This window comes from Sphingomonas sp. Leaf231, assembly GCF_001421995.1.
Classification (GTDB): domain Bacteria; phylum Pseudomonadota; class Alphaproteobacteria; order Sphingomonadales; family Sphingomonadaceae; genus Sphingomonas.
The window spans coordinates 104204-120710 of sequence record NZ_LMLS01000006.1 but is presented as its reverse complement, the minus strand read 5'-3'; the positions used below and the strand labels follow the sequence as shown (position 1 = coordinate 120710).

Here is a 16507-nt window from a genome sequence, read left to right as displayed (position 1 = left end):
GCGACGCTTGTCATTCCGCGTCCGCGCCGCCTGTCTGGCGACCGCCGGGGGGGCCGCGCTGGTCGGCACGATCGCGATCGGGCAGCAGCCCGACGGGCTCTTCACACGCGCGCAGGTCGCCGCCGGGCGCGATGCGTACGGCGAGCAATGCGCCGCCTGCCACCAGCCCGATCTGGCCGGCGCCACCGATGCGCCGGCGCTGACCGGCGCTTCGTTCAACGGCGTGTGGGGCAAGCGCGCCATCGCGGCGCTCTACAGCAAGATCCACGCGTCCATGCCGTACGGCCGCGGTGCCAGCCTGGACGACGCGACCTATGACGCGATCGTCGCCTACATCCTCTACGCCAATGGCGCGCGCGCGGGCGGCACGCCGCTCGATCGCCGTTCCCCCACCCTGCTGGGCGCGGTGGCGAGCGGAACGCCACCGGCGGATGCCTTCACCGCTCCCACCCAGGACGCCACGGCGGCGACCGGCGCGCCCGCCGGCAGCGTCGCCTCGCAGGAGGCCCAGATCGGCGGCGCCAAGGAAGCGGCGCCCGCCAACGGCCCGGGTGGCGCCGCCGCGCCCGCCACCTCGGCGGGCTTCGCCGCGCCGGGGCAGACCGTGAAATACGCCGATCCCGGCCGCTTCGTGCTGCCGAGCAAGCCCGGGCTGACCCTGAAGGGCGCGATCGCCGATTATCGTCCGGTCACCGACGCGATGCTGCGCGATCCGCCGCCCGGCGACTGGTTGATGTTCCGCCGTAACTACCAGGGCTGGAGCTACAGTCCGCTGGCGCAGATCACCACCGGCAACGTGGCGCAGCTCCAGCTAAAATGGATGTGGTCGATGCCGGAAAACGGGACGATGGAGGACACCCCCATCGTCCATGACGGCATCATGTACATGTGGGGCGTCGGCAACGTCATACAGGCACTGGACGCGCGCGACGGCGAACTGCTGTGGGAAAACCGGCTCGGCCCGTTTCCGACGAGCGCGGGGCCCGGCCCCTCCTCGGTTGAGACGCGTGCGATGGGGCTGTACGGCACCAACCTGTACGTCAACACGCCGGAGGGCTGGGTGTACGCGCTCGACGCGCGCAGCGGCGCGGAGATGTGGAAAACGCACATCACCGACGAGAAGCCCGGCGTCGGCCGCTCCACCGGCGGTTTGATCATCATCAAGGGCAAGGTGATCGTCGGCATGACCAATTGCGGGCGCAAGGGCACGCCCGACCATTGTTACATCAGCGCCTATGACGCTGCGACCGGCAAGCGCGACTGGACCTTCACCACCGTCGCGCTGACCGGCCAGCCCGGCGGCGAGAGCTGGGGCGGGATGCCCGACAACGATCGCAAGGGATCGGAGACGTGGATCGCCGGCACCTACGACCCCGAACTCGACACCACGTATTGGGGCACCGCGCAGGGCAAGCCGTGGCGTCGCGACGAGCGCGGTTCCGCTACCGGCGCGACCGATTACGCCAATTCGACGCTGGCGCTCGATCCCGCGACCGGGAAGCTGAAATGGTGGTTCAACCACGCGCCGGGCGAAACCTTCGACCTGGACGAGGTGTTCGAGCGCGTGCTGGTCGATCATGGCGAGCGCAAGTCGCTCTACACGATCGGCAAGGCCGGTATCCTGTGGCAACTCGATCGCGCCACCGGCAAGTTCGTCGGTGCGACCGAGACGGTGTTCCAGAACGTCTTCACCCGGATCGATCCGGTGACCGGCCGACCCAGCTATCGCGAGGATGTGGTCAAGCAACAGTCCGATCAATGGCTGTCCTCTTGCCCCGGCCCCCAGGGAGGGCACAATTGGCAGGCGATGAGCTATCACCAGCCGAGCGACGCGCTGGTCATCCCGCTCAGCCAAAGCTGCGTGCTGATGCTGGGCAACGGCAGCCAGGTCTATTACGAAATGCCCGCTACCGGCGGCAATCTCGGGCGGCTGTCGGCCTATCGCGCGCGCGACCGCACGCCGCTGTGGAGCGTTCAGCAGCGCGCGCCCTTCCTCACCTCGGTGGTGTCGACTGCGGGCAATCTCGCCTTCGTCGGCGACTTCGACCGCGTCTTCCGCGCGGTCGACGTGCGCACCGGCGAGACGCTGTGGAAGACGCGACTGGGAACGACCGTGCAGGGCTTCCCCGTCTCCTTCGCGGTTGACGGCCACCAATATGTCGCCGTGACCACCGCGCTGGGCGGCGGCAGCCCGCAGCTCAAGCCGGGAACGATGCTGACCGAGGTGCATCGCCCGATCACCGGCTATGCGGTCTACGTCTTCGGCTTGCCGGAGCGCCCCTGACCACCGCGACTTGCCGTATCCTGCCGGTCGTTCACCGCCGGGTCCCCTGATGCGGGGATGCCGGCCGGTCGTGCGCAGCGTCGCCTTTCGACGGGACCGGCGATCGATCGCCGATGCGATCGATCTGGCGCAAACTTCTTGCACACATTGCGAGATTTTTGTCGACAATTCGAAAGATCTGCACGACAACAGGGTCCACAGGAGAGGATGGTCAGCGATGCTCGACCAAAAGCGCAGGTCCAGGTGGAACAACCGCCGGATCATCGGGTCGCCGATGCGCTATGAGAGCGTCGACCAGCTTCTTCGCCGACGGGAGGAGGGGTATGGACGTGCTGACACTCGAGAAGAACCTGGTACGTGGCCGCATGGCGTGTCGCCGCGGCGCGCTGATCGCGGCGAGCGGGACGGCGCTTGCCTTGTCGCTGTCGATGCCGGCGCAGGCGCAGACCGAGGCGACCGAGGCGACCGCGCAGACCGAGGCGACCGCGCAGACCGTGCCATCGGCGACGACGCAGCCCGGCTCGGCCGCGGCGACGCCCTCCGGCAGCGACCCCGCCACCCCCGACAGCATCGCTACGGCCGACCAACCCGACCCCGCGGTCGAAACGGGCAGCGATGTCATCGTCACCGGATCGCGCATCACCTCGAGCGGCTTCAACGCTCCGACACCCACCCAGGTGATCGGCGCGGCGGACCTGCAACGCCTGGCGCAACCCAACATCTTCAACGCGGTCACCCAGCTGCCGTCGCTACAGGGTTCGACCGGCCGGGCCACGTCCGTCGGCAGCACGTCGAGCGGCATACAGGGCCTCAGCTCCTTCTCGCTCCGCGGGCTCGGCGCGATCCGCACGCTGACGTTGCTCGACGGGCAGCGCTTCGTCGGCGCCAATTACTCGGGCGTGCCGGACGTCAGCCAGTTTCCGCAACTGCTCGTCCAGCGCGTTGACGTGGTGAACGGCGGCGCATCGGCCTCGTACGGGTCGGACGCGGTCGGCGGCGTCGTCAACTTCATTACCGACAAGCGCTTCAAGGGGTTCAAGGCCAACCTGCAAGGCAGCATCACGACCTATGGCGACGACGAGGGCGTCACCGCGCAGGCGGCATGGGGCAACAGCTACTACGAGGATCGCCTCCATGTGGTCGTCAGCGCCGAATACGGGCGGCAGGGCGGCGTACCCAACCCGGGCTTCGGTATCGTCGGTGCCAACGGCCGCGACTGGTACAATTCGCCGGCGTTCGTACAGACCGGCGTGACGAACACGCCTGCGGGCCAGCCGCGCGTCGTCTACATCCAGAACGCGCAGCAATATCAATATTCGAAGTTCGGCCTCATCACCTCCGGACCGCTACAGGGCACCGCCTTTGGCGCCAACGGTACCCCGTACCAGTTCCAGTATGGATCCAACGGCGTACCGACCGGGACCGGCGCGGTGACGGGCTGTACGCCGTCGTTCTGCTCCGGCGGCGATACCAGCGGCGTGGTCGGCGCGGGCACCAGCCTGGCCTCGACGCTGGAGCGATACAATTATTACTCGCGCGTCGGTTTCGATTTCGCGCCGAACAACGAAATCTACTTCACGTTCAACGGCTCGCGGGTGAGTTCGGAGAACTCCCCCAACCCAGGTTTCGCGCAACAGGCGAACCTGTCGGTCCAGTGCGGCGTGAACAACGCCAACGCCAATCCGTTCGTGCCGCAATCGATTCAGCAGGCCTGCACCAACGCCGGCATCACGCAGTTCCAGTACGGCTCCGCGCTGGCGCAACTCGGCGACTTCATCGAGGTGAAGCCGGTGCGCACCAACCTGCGCTACGTCGTCGGCGCGACCGGCAAGTTCCGCGGCCTGAACACCGAATGGAGCTACGACGCCTATTACCAGTACGGGCGCAATTACACCGACCTGCATGTCGACAACATGCTCAACATCTCGCGCTTCCGGGCGGCCTATCAGGCGATCCGCCTGCCCAACGGAACGATCGGCTGCGCCAACGCCGCCGCGCGGGCGGCCGGCTGCGTCCCGCTCAACATCATCGGCGACGGCGGCGTGACCGAGGCGGCGCTGAACTACGTAAAGCCGGCGATCGGCCCCTATCAGCATACGTGGTCGACGCAGAATGCCGGCGCGGTCAGCCTGAACGGCCAGCCCGTCTCGACCTGGGCGGGACCGCTGTCGGTGGCGTTCGGTTACGAATACCGACGCGAATGGTATCGCACCAAGGCGGATCCGTACGGTAACGGCGTGAGTGGCGCCACGCCGAACACGGCCGACTATCCCGCCGACCCGACCCAGAACACGCTGACCGGCGGCAACTGGTACGCCGGCAACTACAAGAACGGCACCGGGCGCTACAACGTGCACGAGGGCTTCATCGAGCTCGACATCCCGATCTCGAACGAGGACCAGATCGGTCGCGCGAACATCAACGCCGGCATCCGTGAGACGCACTACAGCACCTCGGGCTGGATCACGAGCTGGAAGGTCGGTGCCACCTGGGACACGCCGCTCACCGGCGTCAGGCTGCGCGGCGTCACCTCACGCGACGTGCGTGCGCCGAATCTGTCGGAGCTGTTCCGGACGCCGACCTTCGCCAACGCGACTTTCCTCGATCCGCGCGCGCCCGACCAGTCGCCGACCGGCGGGCAGTTCGTCCAGTCGCCGTCGAACACGATCGGCAACACCACCCTGAAGCCCGAAACCTCGCGCAACACCACCGGCGGCTTCGTCTTCGACGGCGGCACCGCGGGCTTCCTGCCGGGCTTCAGCGCGTCGTTCGACTATTACAACATCAAGGTCGAAGGCATCATCACGCCTTTCAGCGGCCAGTCGGCGATCAACCAGTGCTTCCTGCAGAACATCGCCCAGTTCTGCTCTTCCTTCAATCTCGACACCGCTGCCGGCCCGCTGTTCGTCAACGAGCAGCTGTTCAACTTCGCGCGGGTCCGCACGAACGGCTTCGACATCGAGGCGAGCTATCGCCGTCCGCTCAGCGGGCTGGGCCTGCCAGGATCGTTCACCATTCGCGGTCTGGCCACGCGGACACTGCACTATACCGAGACGTCCGGCCTGCCCGGTACGATCCCGACCGAACAGGCCGGCAACAATCGCGGCAACGTACCCGACTGGAAGGTCTTCGCGATCCAGAGCTGGGACACGGACGATTTCTCGCTTTCGGTGGCGGAGCGCTGGTTCTCCGACGGGGTCTATTCCAACGAATATATCCAGTGCAGTCCGGGAAGTTGCCCGGCGCCTGATCCCACGGGCAACACGTCGACGATCGCCGACAATTCGATGCCGGGCGCGCTCTACGTCGATCTTGGCGGTTCGTATAACGTGAACAGCAATATCTCCGCGTATTTCAAGATCGACAACCTGTTCAACAAGGCGCCCGAGCCGTCACCCCAGAACGGGGTCACCTACGGCTTCAATCCGGTGCTCTACGACGTGCTCGGCCGCACCTTCCGCGCCGGTATCCGCCTCAGCCTGTAGGCCACCTCCCCTCGGCCTTCCCCTTGGCTCCCGGGCACCTGTCCGGGAGCCTTTTTTTGCGTCGCTGACGTTCGCGAAAGCAACGGCGCTTGCAGGGGACGGCTGAAAGTCGACCGGCCCTAGAACAATTTGCGGACACCTATCCTGATCGAGCGGCCGATTGGGTCCATGAAGCCGGGCTGGTAGCGTTGCGGCGTCGTGCCCGTCCGATCCGTCACGTCGATGCGATCGTTGAGCAGGTTTTCGACCGTGAGGTTCATCGACAACTGGCGCGCCCACCGGCGGCCGACCGTCTTCTCGGCGTCGAGCGAGGCGAACAGGTGCAGCCAGGTGCGCCCCGAGAAGCGCAGGTCGGCGGCCGCCAGATCGCTGCGCACCCGCGTGCCCCCTTGCAGCCGGGCATAGACGCCGGTGGCCACCGCACCGCGATTGAAACCGACCGTGCCATCCACCTCCCAGCGCGGGCGCCCGCCATTGCCATCGAGCGTGGCGCCGTCGAGCAAGTCGAGCCTCGGCTGTCCGGGCACGAGCGTCAGCTGGTTGGACAGCCGGAAGGTCGCGCTTGCCATCGCATAGATGCTCGGTCGCGGCTTCGGCGGCGGGGGTGGCGGTGCGGCGGGATCGGGTTCGCCGGCGGGGGGCGGCGGCGCGGGGCCGAGTTCCGTCCATGAATCGATGGATATGCGAAGACGCCGTTCGTCCTCACGCGCATTCGCCAGCGGGCGAAGGTCGATCTGCGTCAGACGCCCGGCGGCATTGCGGACGAAGCGCCCCGGGAAGACCGCTTCGAAGGCGCGCGATCCGCTGACGGGCGTGACCGTCAGGTTGTCGGCACGGGCGGTGACATATTCCGCGCGTATGTGGAATTGCCGCTTGGGGAACGGACGCAAGGCGATGCCGAGCGTCGTGGTGCGACGCCGCTCCGGCGGCAAGGCGGCGTTGCCGCCATAAAGCGCCACGACCGTGACGCTCGTCCCCGTGGCGAAATCGAAGACCGGCAGGTTGGGAACGGACACGACCGCACCGGTCAGCGACGCGAGCGCCGGGGCGGCCTGCGTCTGGTTGATCGATGCGCTGAACTCCAGCGGCCGCACCGGCTGCCAGTTCACGCCATATGCGATGTTGGCGAGGCGGTCGAAACCGGAAGCCCGGCTGACCCCGGCCATCCCGTTGAGGCTGAGCCGCCCGAGCACCGGCAGAACGCCCTGGCTGGCCGCCGCCACGGGAACGACCGCACTGACCGTCGCCGCGGTGGTGGTCCGCCGAAGCACGGGCACCGGAAAGGGTGCGGGCAGCAGGGCATCCGCCGCGATGCTTCCCATGCTCGTGGAGCGGGCATAATCGGCATCGGTGGTGATGAGCAGATCGCCGGCCGGAAGCCGCAGCAGCGGCCCGGTGGCCGTCAATTTCGTGGTTGCCGTGTTCGTCAGCGAGCGCCCGTATGTCGCCAGCACATCGCGCCTGCCCGCCTGCGCCAGAGCCACCGCCTGCTCGGAGGTGACGACGCCGCGCAGCCGCGCATATCCGGCGGTCGCGTCCCATGTCCATCGTCCCGCACTGCCGTGCAGTTCCGCATTGCCGCGCAAGGTGAGCGCCGTGTCGCGCTGTCGCAAGCTGGTGCCGGCGAGGTAAAGGGGTTCGCCCCCGCCGGGCAGCGGTGCAAGGCCGTTGCGACGCAGGTTGCGCGTCGCCTCCATCGCGAGGTTGAGCGTGCCGTCGATCCCGGGTGCGACCGGCTGCGCCAGGGTTCCGTCGATCTTGATCGTGTCGCTCAACGGTTGCAGGTAGCGGCCCGCGCCGACGTCCGCGGTCGCGCCGGGACGGTCGGACGATATCGGAACGAGGTCGACGGCGATCCCGCGCTGGTCCTGACGTAAGGGACGCTGGCGGAAGTGCGAGAGCTCGAGCGTCGTGCGGCGCGATCCAGCGATGCGCGCCGTGGTGACTTCGGCAGATTGCGACGCGCCCCCGCCCTGCGTGGTGGTGCCCGCCTGTCCCTGCACCACCATCGAGCGAAACCGCTTTACCGTGATGAAGTTGATGACGCGCACGGTCGGCGGATAGCCGAAGCGCGCCGCCTCCTGCTCCGGCAGGACCTCCACGCGCTCCATCGCCTCCGGTGGCAGCGACTGGATCAGCGCGAGGCTGCTCAGGCGACGGCCGTTGAGCAGGAACGCCGGATCCGCGCCGCCGTTGCTGGTGGTGAGCGGCTTCAGCCGCCGCAGCAGCTCCGACAGGCTCGGCGCGCCGAATGCGCGGATCGCCTGCTGACCGAGCACCGCGATCGGATCGACCTGGCCGATCGCGGACCCCGGTGGCCGTCGTCCCGCCACGACGACCTCCGGCTCCGTCCCGGTGACCTGTCCTTCCCCGGATGGTGCTTCGGTGGGGACGAGTGCGGGTGCGGGTGCGGGTGCGGGGGCTGGCGCCTGTGCGGCGACCGGCGCGCCGGTACATGCCAGCACGGCGGCGACACCGCACGCGGCCGTCGTGATGACCATCCTTCCGATCGTATCCAGCATCAGGCGGCCTTTAAGGATAATTGAGCCGGAGCGATGAGATCGTCGCGGCGGACACGAAAGACTATCCTGGCCTTTTGATGGGACCGGCGATTAATCGCCGATGAATTATCGTGCGCGATGTTTTCTTTTCTCGGATTATCTACCCGCCGAATTCATCGCCGTCAGACGAAAGCTGTTGCTATCCAGTTCTTTACTGCTGGCTATGCCGGATTGGCTGCGCCACGGTAAAATCGGCTTCCACCACGCCGGTATGTATCGATGTCGTTTCTGCACGGCAATGAAACGATCCGCGCCAGCGCTCCCCCGCGCGGATCGCGGCTGCCGGCACGGCGGCATGGGCATCGTTCGGGATTGACGCTCCTTGCGAAGCGCACGACACTCACGCCTTGCGACGATCGCGAGGTGGGGAGATTTCGATGCGCTTTGTCAGTCTTGGGGTGGGAGCGCTGGCCATGGTGCTGGCGACGGCAGCGGTCGCACGGGATCGCAAGGCCGCTGCCAATACCGATCCCGACAAGGTCGTCTGCCGCTCCGAACAGAATACCGGCAGTCGGCTCGCGCGTACGAAGCGGTGCATGTCCGCGCGCGAATGGGACGCGGAAAAGGCTGCGAACAAGCAGGATATCGAGCGTATCCAGGCCAATCGCTACAAGAACAACTGACCGTCAGTCGACATAGCCCAGCGCCGCGATCCACGGCGCCAGGATCGGCATGACCGGCGCGAGGTGGGGCCGGTACCGTTCCCACCGCGCGACCGCGCGCGCATAGAGCGGTTCGGTGATCTGGGCGTAGCTGGCGGTCTTCACCGGGCCGCGGCGCCGTGCGCTGGCGCGGTGGTCGGCATAATGCGGCTGCCAGGCGAGATCGAGGAAGCCGAGCAACGCGCGCATCTCCCGTTCGAGATCGGCGACCATCCGTTCGTAGCGGACGCGGTGCACCGCCATCGCGGGCAGCAGCGCGGTCGCGCGATCCCAGATCGTGAACGCCGCGTCATAGACGCGCGCCGCCTCCTCCAGCGTCGTGAAGCTGCGCATCGCGGTGTTGAGGCTGAAATTGGCCATGAAGCAGCTCAGCACCGCGTCGCACGGATGGCGTTCGACCAGCACGATCCGCGCATCGGGGAACAGCCGGTGGATCGTCGCGACGCGCGTCATGTGGAGCGGATGCTTGTCGACCACCAATGCGGCGTCCGCCGGCACCGCTGCATCGACCTGCCGGAAATAGTCGGCACGGATCGCCGCGGCACCGGCATCGTCGAGCGTGGCGAGGCCTTCCTCGTCGAGGCCGAGCGACTGCGTCGCCAGCGCCAGGAACGGCTGCTCCTCCAGCACATGGACGCCCGGCACGTTCATCAACAGGGTGTCGAGCAACGTCGTCCCCGAACGCGGGAAGCCGACGATGAACACCGGCGCGGCGCGCCGCCGGTCGGGAGCGAGCGGATGCCAGGCCGCGACCTGCGCCGGCGTCAGGCGCGCCGCGATCGCCTCCAGCCGGTCGCGATAACCGGGACCGGACGGCGCGGGATAAAGCGCGCACGCCGCGTCGTTCATCGCCGCGAACGCCGCGAAGGCGGCGTCGGCCTGCCCCTGCCGGTCGTACAGGTCGCCGAGCAGCTGGTGGCGACGCAGCGGATGGATCGCACCCGGCACACGCTCGGCCAGCGCCAGCGCCGCTTCGACGTGCCCGCGCCGCCGCGCCACCCAAGCGCGCAGCAGATCAATCTCGATCGCATCGCGCGCGCGCGTCGCCAGTTCGTCGACCACCGCCTCCAGATCGTCGATGCGGCTGAGGCTTTCCAGCAGCAGCCCCAACTCGACGAACGCGGCGGTATAGCCCGGCGTGAGCGCGATCGCGCGGCGAAACGCCCGCTCCGCCTCGACCGGCGCTTCGCACGACGCCTCGGCGAGGCCGAGTTCGAGCTGCACCCCGGCATCGTCCGGCGCCCGCGCCGCGGCGTCGCGCATCACCTGCTGACGGGTGCCGAACCGCCCCGCGCGCTGCAACGCCTGCGACAGGTTGACGTGGAGGCGGACATCGTCGGGGGCGAGCCGCACCGCATGGTCGAACGCCTCGACCGCGCCGGTGATGTCGCCCGCGCCCAGCCGCGCGGTGCCGAGGTTGTTCCAGGCGCGGTGGTCGCGCGGATCGGCGGCGACCAGCGCCGCGTAATCCGCGGCATCGCCCTGCCCCGCGCCGACCCGCGCATAGGCGGCGATGTGCCGGAGCCGCGGATGGTCATGCCCCGCCGCGATGCGCAATGCCTCGTCCGCGCGGCCCGTCGCCATCAGCGCGGTGGCCAGGTTGACGCGCGCGGGCATGTTGCCGCCGTCCCGTTCCAGCAACCGCGCGAACAGCGCCGCCGCACGATCGGGCGCACCGCCGCGCACCGCCAGCAGCCCGCCGAATTCCAGCAGCGCCTGCTCGTCGGGACGATGCTGCAACGCCTGTTCGACCAGCGTCAGCGCGCCGCCGAAATCCTGCGCGCGGGCACGTGCGGTCGCCGCGGCGATCACCTCCGGAACATCGGTCATGCGCGCGATCCTAGACCGGCGGCCGCGCGATGTCGAAGGCGACGGTCAACCGCTCCCCCGCCGCAAAGGCATGCGTGCGATGCCACATGTACGAGGGGAACAGCACCAGCCGGCCGGGGCGCGGTTCGACCTGTCGCCACGGCGGCAGCGCGCCGCCGTCGAGCGTCGGCGCATCCCCGAGGCTGAGCCAGCCGGCGCGCGCCTGCTCCTCTCCCGCCACGGCGTCGGGCAGCGCGACGTAGCAGGCCGAGCTGATCCAGCCCGCCGGATGGACATGGTCGACGTGATGGCCGCGATCGGTGAGCCGAACCGACCACGATCCCGCGAAGCGCAGCCGGTCGCGCGGCAAGCCCAGCAACGGATGCGCGGCATCGGGCGGCGGCAGACCGGCGACGTAGCGCGCGACCGCGCCGCGCACCGCATCGCGCAACCGCGCGATCGCGGGATCGAGCCGCGCGAACAGCGGCCCGTCGGTCTGCGTGCCGCCGCGCAACGACTGGTCGAGCGGCGCGGCGATCGTGCGGTGCAACGTGCGCAGCGTCGCCGCGAGTGCGTCGATCGGGCCGAGTTCGCCGGCGAGGTCGAAGACGCGGACCAGATCGCCGCCGCGCTCCAGCCAGTCGCCGCGCGGATCACCGGTCAGTCGCCACGCCAGCGCGGCGAGCGGCCACAGGTCGTGCGTGTCGCGCCCCAGCCGGCCGTCGAGCGCGGCGCGCGCGGCGTCGGGACGCCCGGCGCGCAACAGGTGGCGGACATGACCGGGCAGCGCCTCCGCATCGGCGAGCGGCGAATGCGCGGCGAACAGCCGGTCGGCCGCGGCGACATCGCCCTCCTCGGAACAGGCGCCGGCCTCGATCAGGTCGAGCGTGCGGCTTTGCCCCACCGCGGCGCGGGCGCGGTGCACGATGCGGCGCGCCGCCCCGGTCTGCCCGGCGCGCGCGGTCGTGGCGGCGTAATCGCGCCACAGCAGCCCGTCGGCGGGCCGGGTGGCGAGCGCCGTCTCGTAGCTGTGCGTGTAGCCGTCGCGGTCACCGGCCTGCCAGCGCAGCCGGGCCAGCGTGGCATGGCCGTCGTACCAACCGGGATGCTGGCGCAGCACGTCGACAAGGAACGCGGTCGCGCGCGCCCCCTCGCCGGTCGCCAGCAACGCCGCGACGCGGCCGAGCATCACCGCCGCGTCGAGCGGGGCGAGCGCCAGTGCGCGGTCGAAGGCGGCGACCGCAGGCTCGCCCGCCTCATAGGCGATGCGGGCAAGGGTATGCGCGATCAGCGGGTCGGCGGGGGCCAGCGCCGCGGCGCGGCGCGCGGCGGCGAGTGCGGCGGCACCATCCTGTGCCGCCCGTTGCGCCACGGCAAGCAATTGCCACAGGCGCGCGTCGAAGGGCGCGTGCGTGAGCGCGGCGGATACCGCGACGATCGCCTCCGGCTCGCGCCATGTGGTGGTCGCACGCGCCACGACCGGCGCGAGCGCGTCGGCGGGCGATCGGGGTGGTCGGGAAGCCATACCCCCGTGTCGAACGACGACCGGCCTGGCTCAAGCAAAAAAGGGCGGGTCCGAAGACCCGCCCTTCATTGGTCGGCGATGCGGCCCGATTACAGGTCGAGCGTGACGCCGGCGTAGATGTAGCGGCCGAGCGCGTCGTACACGCCCGGGAAGGTGTTGCCGTTACAGACCACGCCCGGGCATGCCTGCGAACCGGTCAGCGGCGGTTCGCGGTCGAGCAGGTTGTTCGCGCCGAGACGGAACGTGTACGCGTCGCTGACCCGGAACGTCATCGCCAGGTCGAAGTAGCTCTGCACGCCCAGTTCGGCGAGACCCGGACGGGCGACGCCACCCGGTGCCGGGCCGCTGGCACCCGGGTTGTTAAGGTTCGGGTTGGTGTTGGTCGCATCGACCTTCACGTTGCCGAAGTAGCGCCACCGCACCGACACACCCACGCCCGACGGTGCGTTGAAGCTCACACGGGCGTTGTGCCGCCATTCCGGAGTCGGCTGCAGGCAGGTGGTGCCGAACAGGCCGACACAGTCGTACTTGCCGCTGATGCCGGTGTCGGTGACCAGCCGGTCGAGCCAGGTGCCGTTGAAGTTGAAGCCCAACGAACCCAGGTCGCCGATCGGGTAGGAGTAGCTGCCGCTGACGTCGATACCGCGCGTCGCCAGACCACCGATGTTCTGCGTGGTGTTGGTGACGAAGCCCTGCGGCGTCAACCACAGCGAACCCGCCGCATCACGATTGACCAGCCCGCAGAACTGCGGGTTCAGCGTGGTGTTGCAGGCGTTGAGGATCGTGTCGACACCGATCGAGGTGACCGCGCGCTTGATGTTGATGTCGAAGAAATCGACGGTCAGCGCGAAGCGCGGCAGGAACGACGGCTGGAGCACGACGCCCGCCGTGTAGGTGTCGGCGACTTCGGGCAGCAGGTTCGGGTTGCCGCCGATCAGGCCGTTATACTGGCTCGACGGGTTCTCGGCGACGGTCTGCCCGGCGCGCAAGCCCTGCAACAGACAGCCCTGATCCGCCGCGGTCAACACGCGGCCCGCGCACGGATCGCCGTTGCCGCTCAGCGCGACGCGCTGCGGGGCGAACAGATCCTGCACGGTCGGCGCGCGGACGGCACGGTTGTAGCCACCGCGGAAACGGATATCGCGGATCGGCGCGAACTCGCCCTCGATCTTGTAGGTATCGGTCGAGAACTTGCCTCCCACCGAGGTGCTGTACGACGAGTAGCGATAGCCGCCGGTGACCGACAGATTGTAGATGAAGCTGTCGAACACGATCGGCACGCGCAATTCGCCGAACACTTCCTTGACGTCGAACGAACCCTGCACCGGCAGCGTCGCCGCACCCTGGCCCGACAGATCGCCGGTCTGGAACGCGAGGTCCGATTTGAAGTCCAGCGATTCCTTGCGATACTCGGCGCCGATCGCGAGGCCGAGGCCCTCAGTGGCCCACGGGCTCTTGATGCCATACTCACCAAGCTGGCCAGAGAAGCTGGCCGAGGCCACCTGCTCGCTGACGACGCCGCGCTGGAAGCCCGGAGTCGAGAGGTATGCGACCGATTCCGGCGTCACGCTGTTCAGCGAGAAAATGTTATAGGGAACGCAGTTCGGATCCTGACCGGTCAGAACCGAGCGGCAAACGGGCGCGCCGCCATTCGGGTTGCTGACGACGTCTAGTGCACGGCCAAGGCGCGTGATCGAGAAGTCGTTGGTGTAGGTCTCGGCGAAGTTGGTGCGACCGTACTGATAATAAGCGTCGTACGACCAGGCGCTGCCGAGATCGCCGCGCGAGCCGATCACACCGCGGAAGCTGGTGTGCTGCAGGTCGTCACGACGTGCGCCACCCTCGACATTGCGGCGGAAGGCCTGGAGGTAGCCACGGTTGTAAGCCTGCCCGCTGACGGGATCAAAGAACGTCGCAGCGGTCGTGTCGCTGAACGTGGTCGGGTCAAAGATGGCCTGACCGACGACCTGCTGGCCGCTCAACAGATTTGCCGGATTGCTGGCGACGAGCAGGTTGTTGGGAGCGCAGACGATCGATAGCTGCTGCGCGGACAGCAACGGGTTGTTGCAGTTGATAGACGTCGTATTGCCGAAATTGCCCGACGGCGCGATCTGCGCAACGGTGCGATCGTCCATGAACATGAACTCGGCATATGGCTTGACTGCGTCCGACACTTCGTAATTGGCGAAGAAGCCGGCGGTGTAGCGCTCGTCCGGGCGCTGGTAATAGTTCAGCGGGTTGAAGTTGAACGGCGTGCTACCGCGCGCGAATGTCTGGCCCTGACCCGGCTGGAAGGCTTGGGTCGCGAAATCGTCACCCGTCCCCGTGAAGGCGCGGAACGTGCCCTGCGGCGAGGTTGCCGAGCCGGCGCAGGCGAACGGACGACCGCTGGTCTGGAAGGCGGACGCGGTGTTCGCACTGAGCGAGCACGACGAATAGTCGCGGTTCGCCTGCGAGACGGCGTTGATCTTGCGGTAGCCGCCATATGCAGTGATGTGACCGCGACCGTCATCGAAGCTGGTGCCGAACGCCGCGGTGACGTCGACCGTGCCGCCGTCGGTGGACATGCCACGCGGATAGCCGGCCGGTGCGCCATAAGGCGAGTTGCTGTTCAGCGCGTCGCGGATGCCCCCGCCACCACGGTTGTTGTGGTTGAACATCGAATATTGGCCGTCGAGGCGGAAGCCCTCGAAATCGGTGTCCATCACGAAGTTGACGACGCCGGTCACCGCGTCCGCACCGTACACCGACGATGCGCCGCCGGTCAGCACGTCGACGCGCTTGATGATCGCCGCCGGGATGACGTTGATGTCGACCGCGGCCGAGCTGGGATCGCCCGGGACGACGCGGCGGCCGTTGACCAGCACCAGGTTGCGCTCGGCGCCTAGGCCGCGCAGGTTGATGGTGGCGATGCCGCTCGAACCGTTCGAGATGTTGCCGCTCTGCCCGGCGAACGCCTGCGGCAGCGAGTTGATGAGGTCTTCGGTGCGGGTCGTGCCGGTCAGCTTGAACTCTTCGCTGTTGACCACGGTGACCGGGCTGGTCGCCTCCAGGTTCGGCGAACGGATACGCGAACCGGTGACGACGACGTCGCCGGCCTGCGCGCTCCTGTTGTCGCCGTCCGCATTGGCGACCGGTGCCTGACCCTCGAGCGGGCCGGCGCTGGCCTGTGCCGGATCATTGGCGACCTGTGCCATGGCGGGCAGACCGCCGAGCATCGCGCCCGCAACGATCGTACCGGCGAGCAGTCGACGCCGGATCGAAATCGTCTTCATAAGACCCCCTTTTTGCAATAGCTGTGTTCTGTCGCGCCCTTTTTGTGGGCGCTTGACCGGACGCTACGAAGGACGGGTATGATGGGCAATGTGGGATGGTCCGTTTTGCAACGAAATTTCCCGTCTGTTGCATCGACGTTACACTTGCCGACACAATATGATCGCGCCGGAACGCCAAGGCGTGGAGTTTTTTTACTATTTGTCATGACTGCCGGAATCCTGACCGCTCCGGCCAGCGCTGCCGATCCGGCGCTTCCCGAGCGCACGACCGTCGTCGATACGCTGATCCGGTGCCGTGCGATCGCCGGCGACAAGGAACGGCTACGCTGTTTCGACAGCGCGGCGCGCGCGTTCGACGGCGCGATCGCCACGCGCAGCGTCGTGGTGGTCGATCGTGCGCGGGTCGAGCAGGATCGCCGCGCCCGCTTCGGCGAACGCCGCCGGGTCGCCGATCTGCCGACGTTGCAGGATCCGGCGGGCAAGCGGCTGGACGCCGTGGCCAGCACCTTGGGCCAGGCGTCGCAGGCCGGCGACGGCAACTGGATCTTCGTGCTGGCGGACGGCACCCGCTGGCAGCAGACCGACGGACAACGCTTCGCGGTCGCGCCACGCGTCGGCGAAAAGGTGACGGTGAAGCGCGCCGCGCTGGGGACATACAAGCTCGGCGTGGGCCGGCAGGCCGCAGTGCGGGTACGTCGCCGGATGTGACACCCCGCTCCAAGTGCGTAAGCTATCCTGCATCATGTGGTTGCGCTGATACCATGTTGCGCATTTAACACAGATTGCAAGTTTGTTGCACTTTTGCCCGCACCCCAATTGATCAATGGACTGAAATAAAACTAGCCTCCGTGTTCTGACCGGGATCGTCATGCTTCCCGTCGCAGATTTCAGTGAACGATCGCCACG

General features: G+C 68.0%; 9 protein-coding genes. 5 read left to right on the top strand and 4 right to left on the bottom strand.

The genetic code is table 11. The features are described 5' to 3' along the window. Positions 1–7 precede the first annotated feature (7 nt). Together ASE95_RS16805 and ASE95_RS16800 are read left to right on the top strand one after the other, a co-directional pair. Positions 8–2284: an outer membrane protein assembly factor BamB family protein gene (locus ASE95_RS16805; RefSeq protein ID WP_162234726.1), complete on the top strand. Its 2277-nt coding sequence runs from the start codon at positions 8–10 to the stop codon at positions 2282–2284. 329 nt (positions 2285–2613) lie between these two features. Next, entirely contained in the window at positions 2614–5769 is a 3156-nt protein-coding gene (locus ASE95_RS16800; RefSeq protein WP_235528390.1) for a TonB-dependent receptor plug domain-containing protein, read from the top strand. 119 nt (positions 5770–5888) lie between these two features. Here ASE95_RS16800 and ASE95_RS16795 read toward each other — a convergent pair whose 3' ends face one another. Continuing rightward, entirely contained in the window at positions 5889–8291 is a 2403-nt protein-coding gene (locus ASE95_RS16795; protein WP_056639015.1) for a TonB-dependent receptor domain-containing protein, read from the bottom strand. Between the two features lie 100 nt (positions 8292–8391). Between ASE95_RS16795 and ASE95_RS17875 the strand changes: the two genes are divergently transcribed. Further along, the gene (locus ASE95_RS17875; protein WP_156348108.1) at positions 8392–8646 is read left to right on the top strand and encodes a hypothetical protein; all 255 of its coding nucleotides are present in this window, start codon (positions 8392–8394) and stop codon (positions 8644–8646) included. Positions 8647–8707: 61 nt separating this feature from the next. Beyond that, positions 8708–8953: a hypothetical protein gene (locus tag ASE95_RS16790; protein ID WP_156348107.1), complete on the top strand. Its 246-nt coding sequence runs from the start codon at positions 8708–8710 to the stop codon at positions 8951–8953. Between the two features lie 3 nt (positions 8954–8956). Here the strand turns inward: ASE95_RS16790 and ASE95_RS16785 are convergent, their stop codons facing one another. The 3 genes from ASE95_RS16785 to ASE95_RS16775 all read right to left on the bottom strand — a co-directional run bounded on the left by ASE95_RS16785 (position 8957) and on the right by ASE95_RS16775 (position 15601). Continuing rightward, a complete protein-coding gene (locus ASE95_RS16785; protein WP_056639009.1) occupies positions 8957–10822 on the bottom strand; it encodes a tetratricopeptide repeat-containing sulfotransferase family protein in 1866 nt (621 codons plus the stop codon). 10 nt (positions 10823–10832) lie between these two features. Then, the gene (locus ASE95_RS16780) at positions 10833–12326 is read right to left on the bottom strand and encodes a putative 2OG-Fe(II) oxygenase (protein WP_082450238.1); all 1494 of its coding nucleotides are present in this window, start codon (positions 12324–12326) and stop codon (positions 10833–10835) included. 89 nt (positions 12327–12415) lie between these two features. Beyond that, on the bottom strand, positions 12416–15601 hold the full coding sequence (locus ASE95_RS16775) for a TonB-dependent receptor domain-containing protein (protein WP_056639003.1): 3186 nt from the start codon (positions 15599–15601) through the stop codon (positions 12416–12418). 204 nt (positions 15602–15805) lie between these two features. Between ASE95_RS16775 and ASE95_RS16770 the strand changes: the two genes are divergently transcribed. Continuing rightward, the gene (locus ASE95_RS16770) at positions 15806–16309 is read left to right on the top strand and encodes a hypothetical protein (RefSeq protein ID WP_056639000.1); all 504 of its coding nucleotides are present in this window, start codon (positions 15806–15808) and stop codon (positions 16307–16309) included. Positions 16310–16507 lie beyond the last annotated feature (198 nt).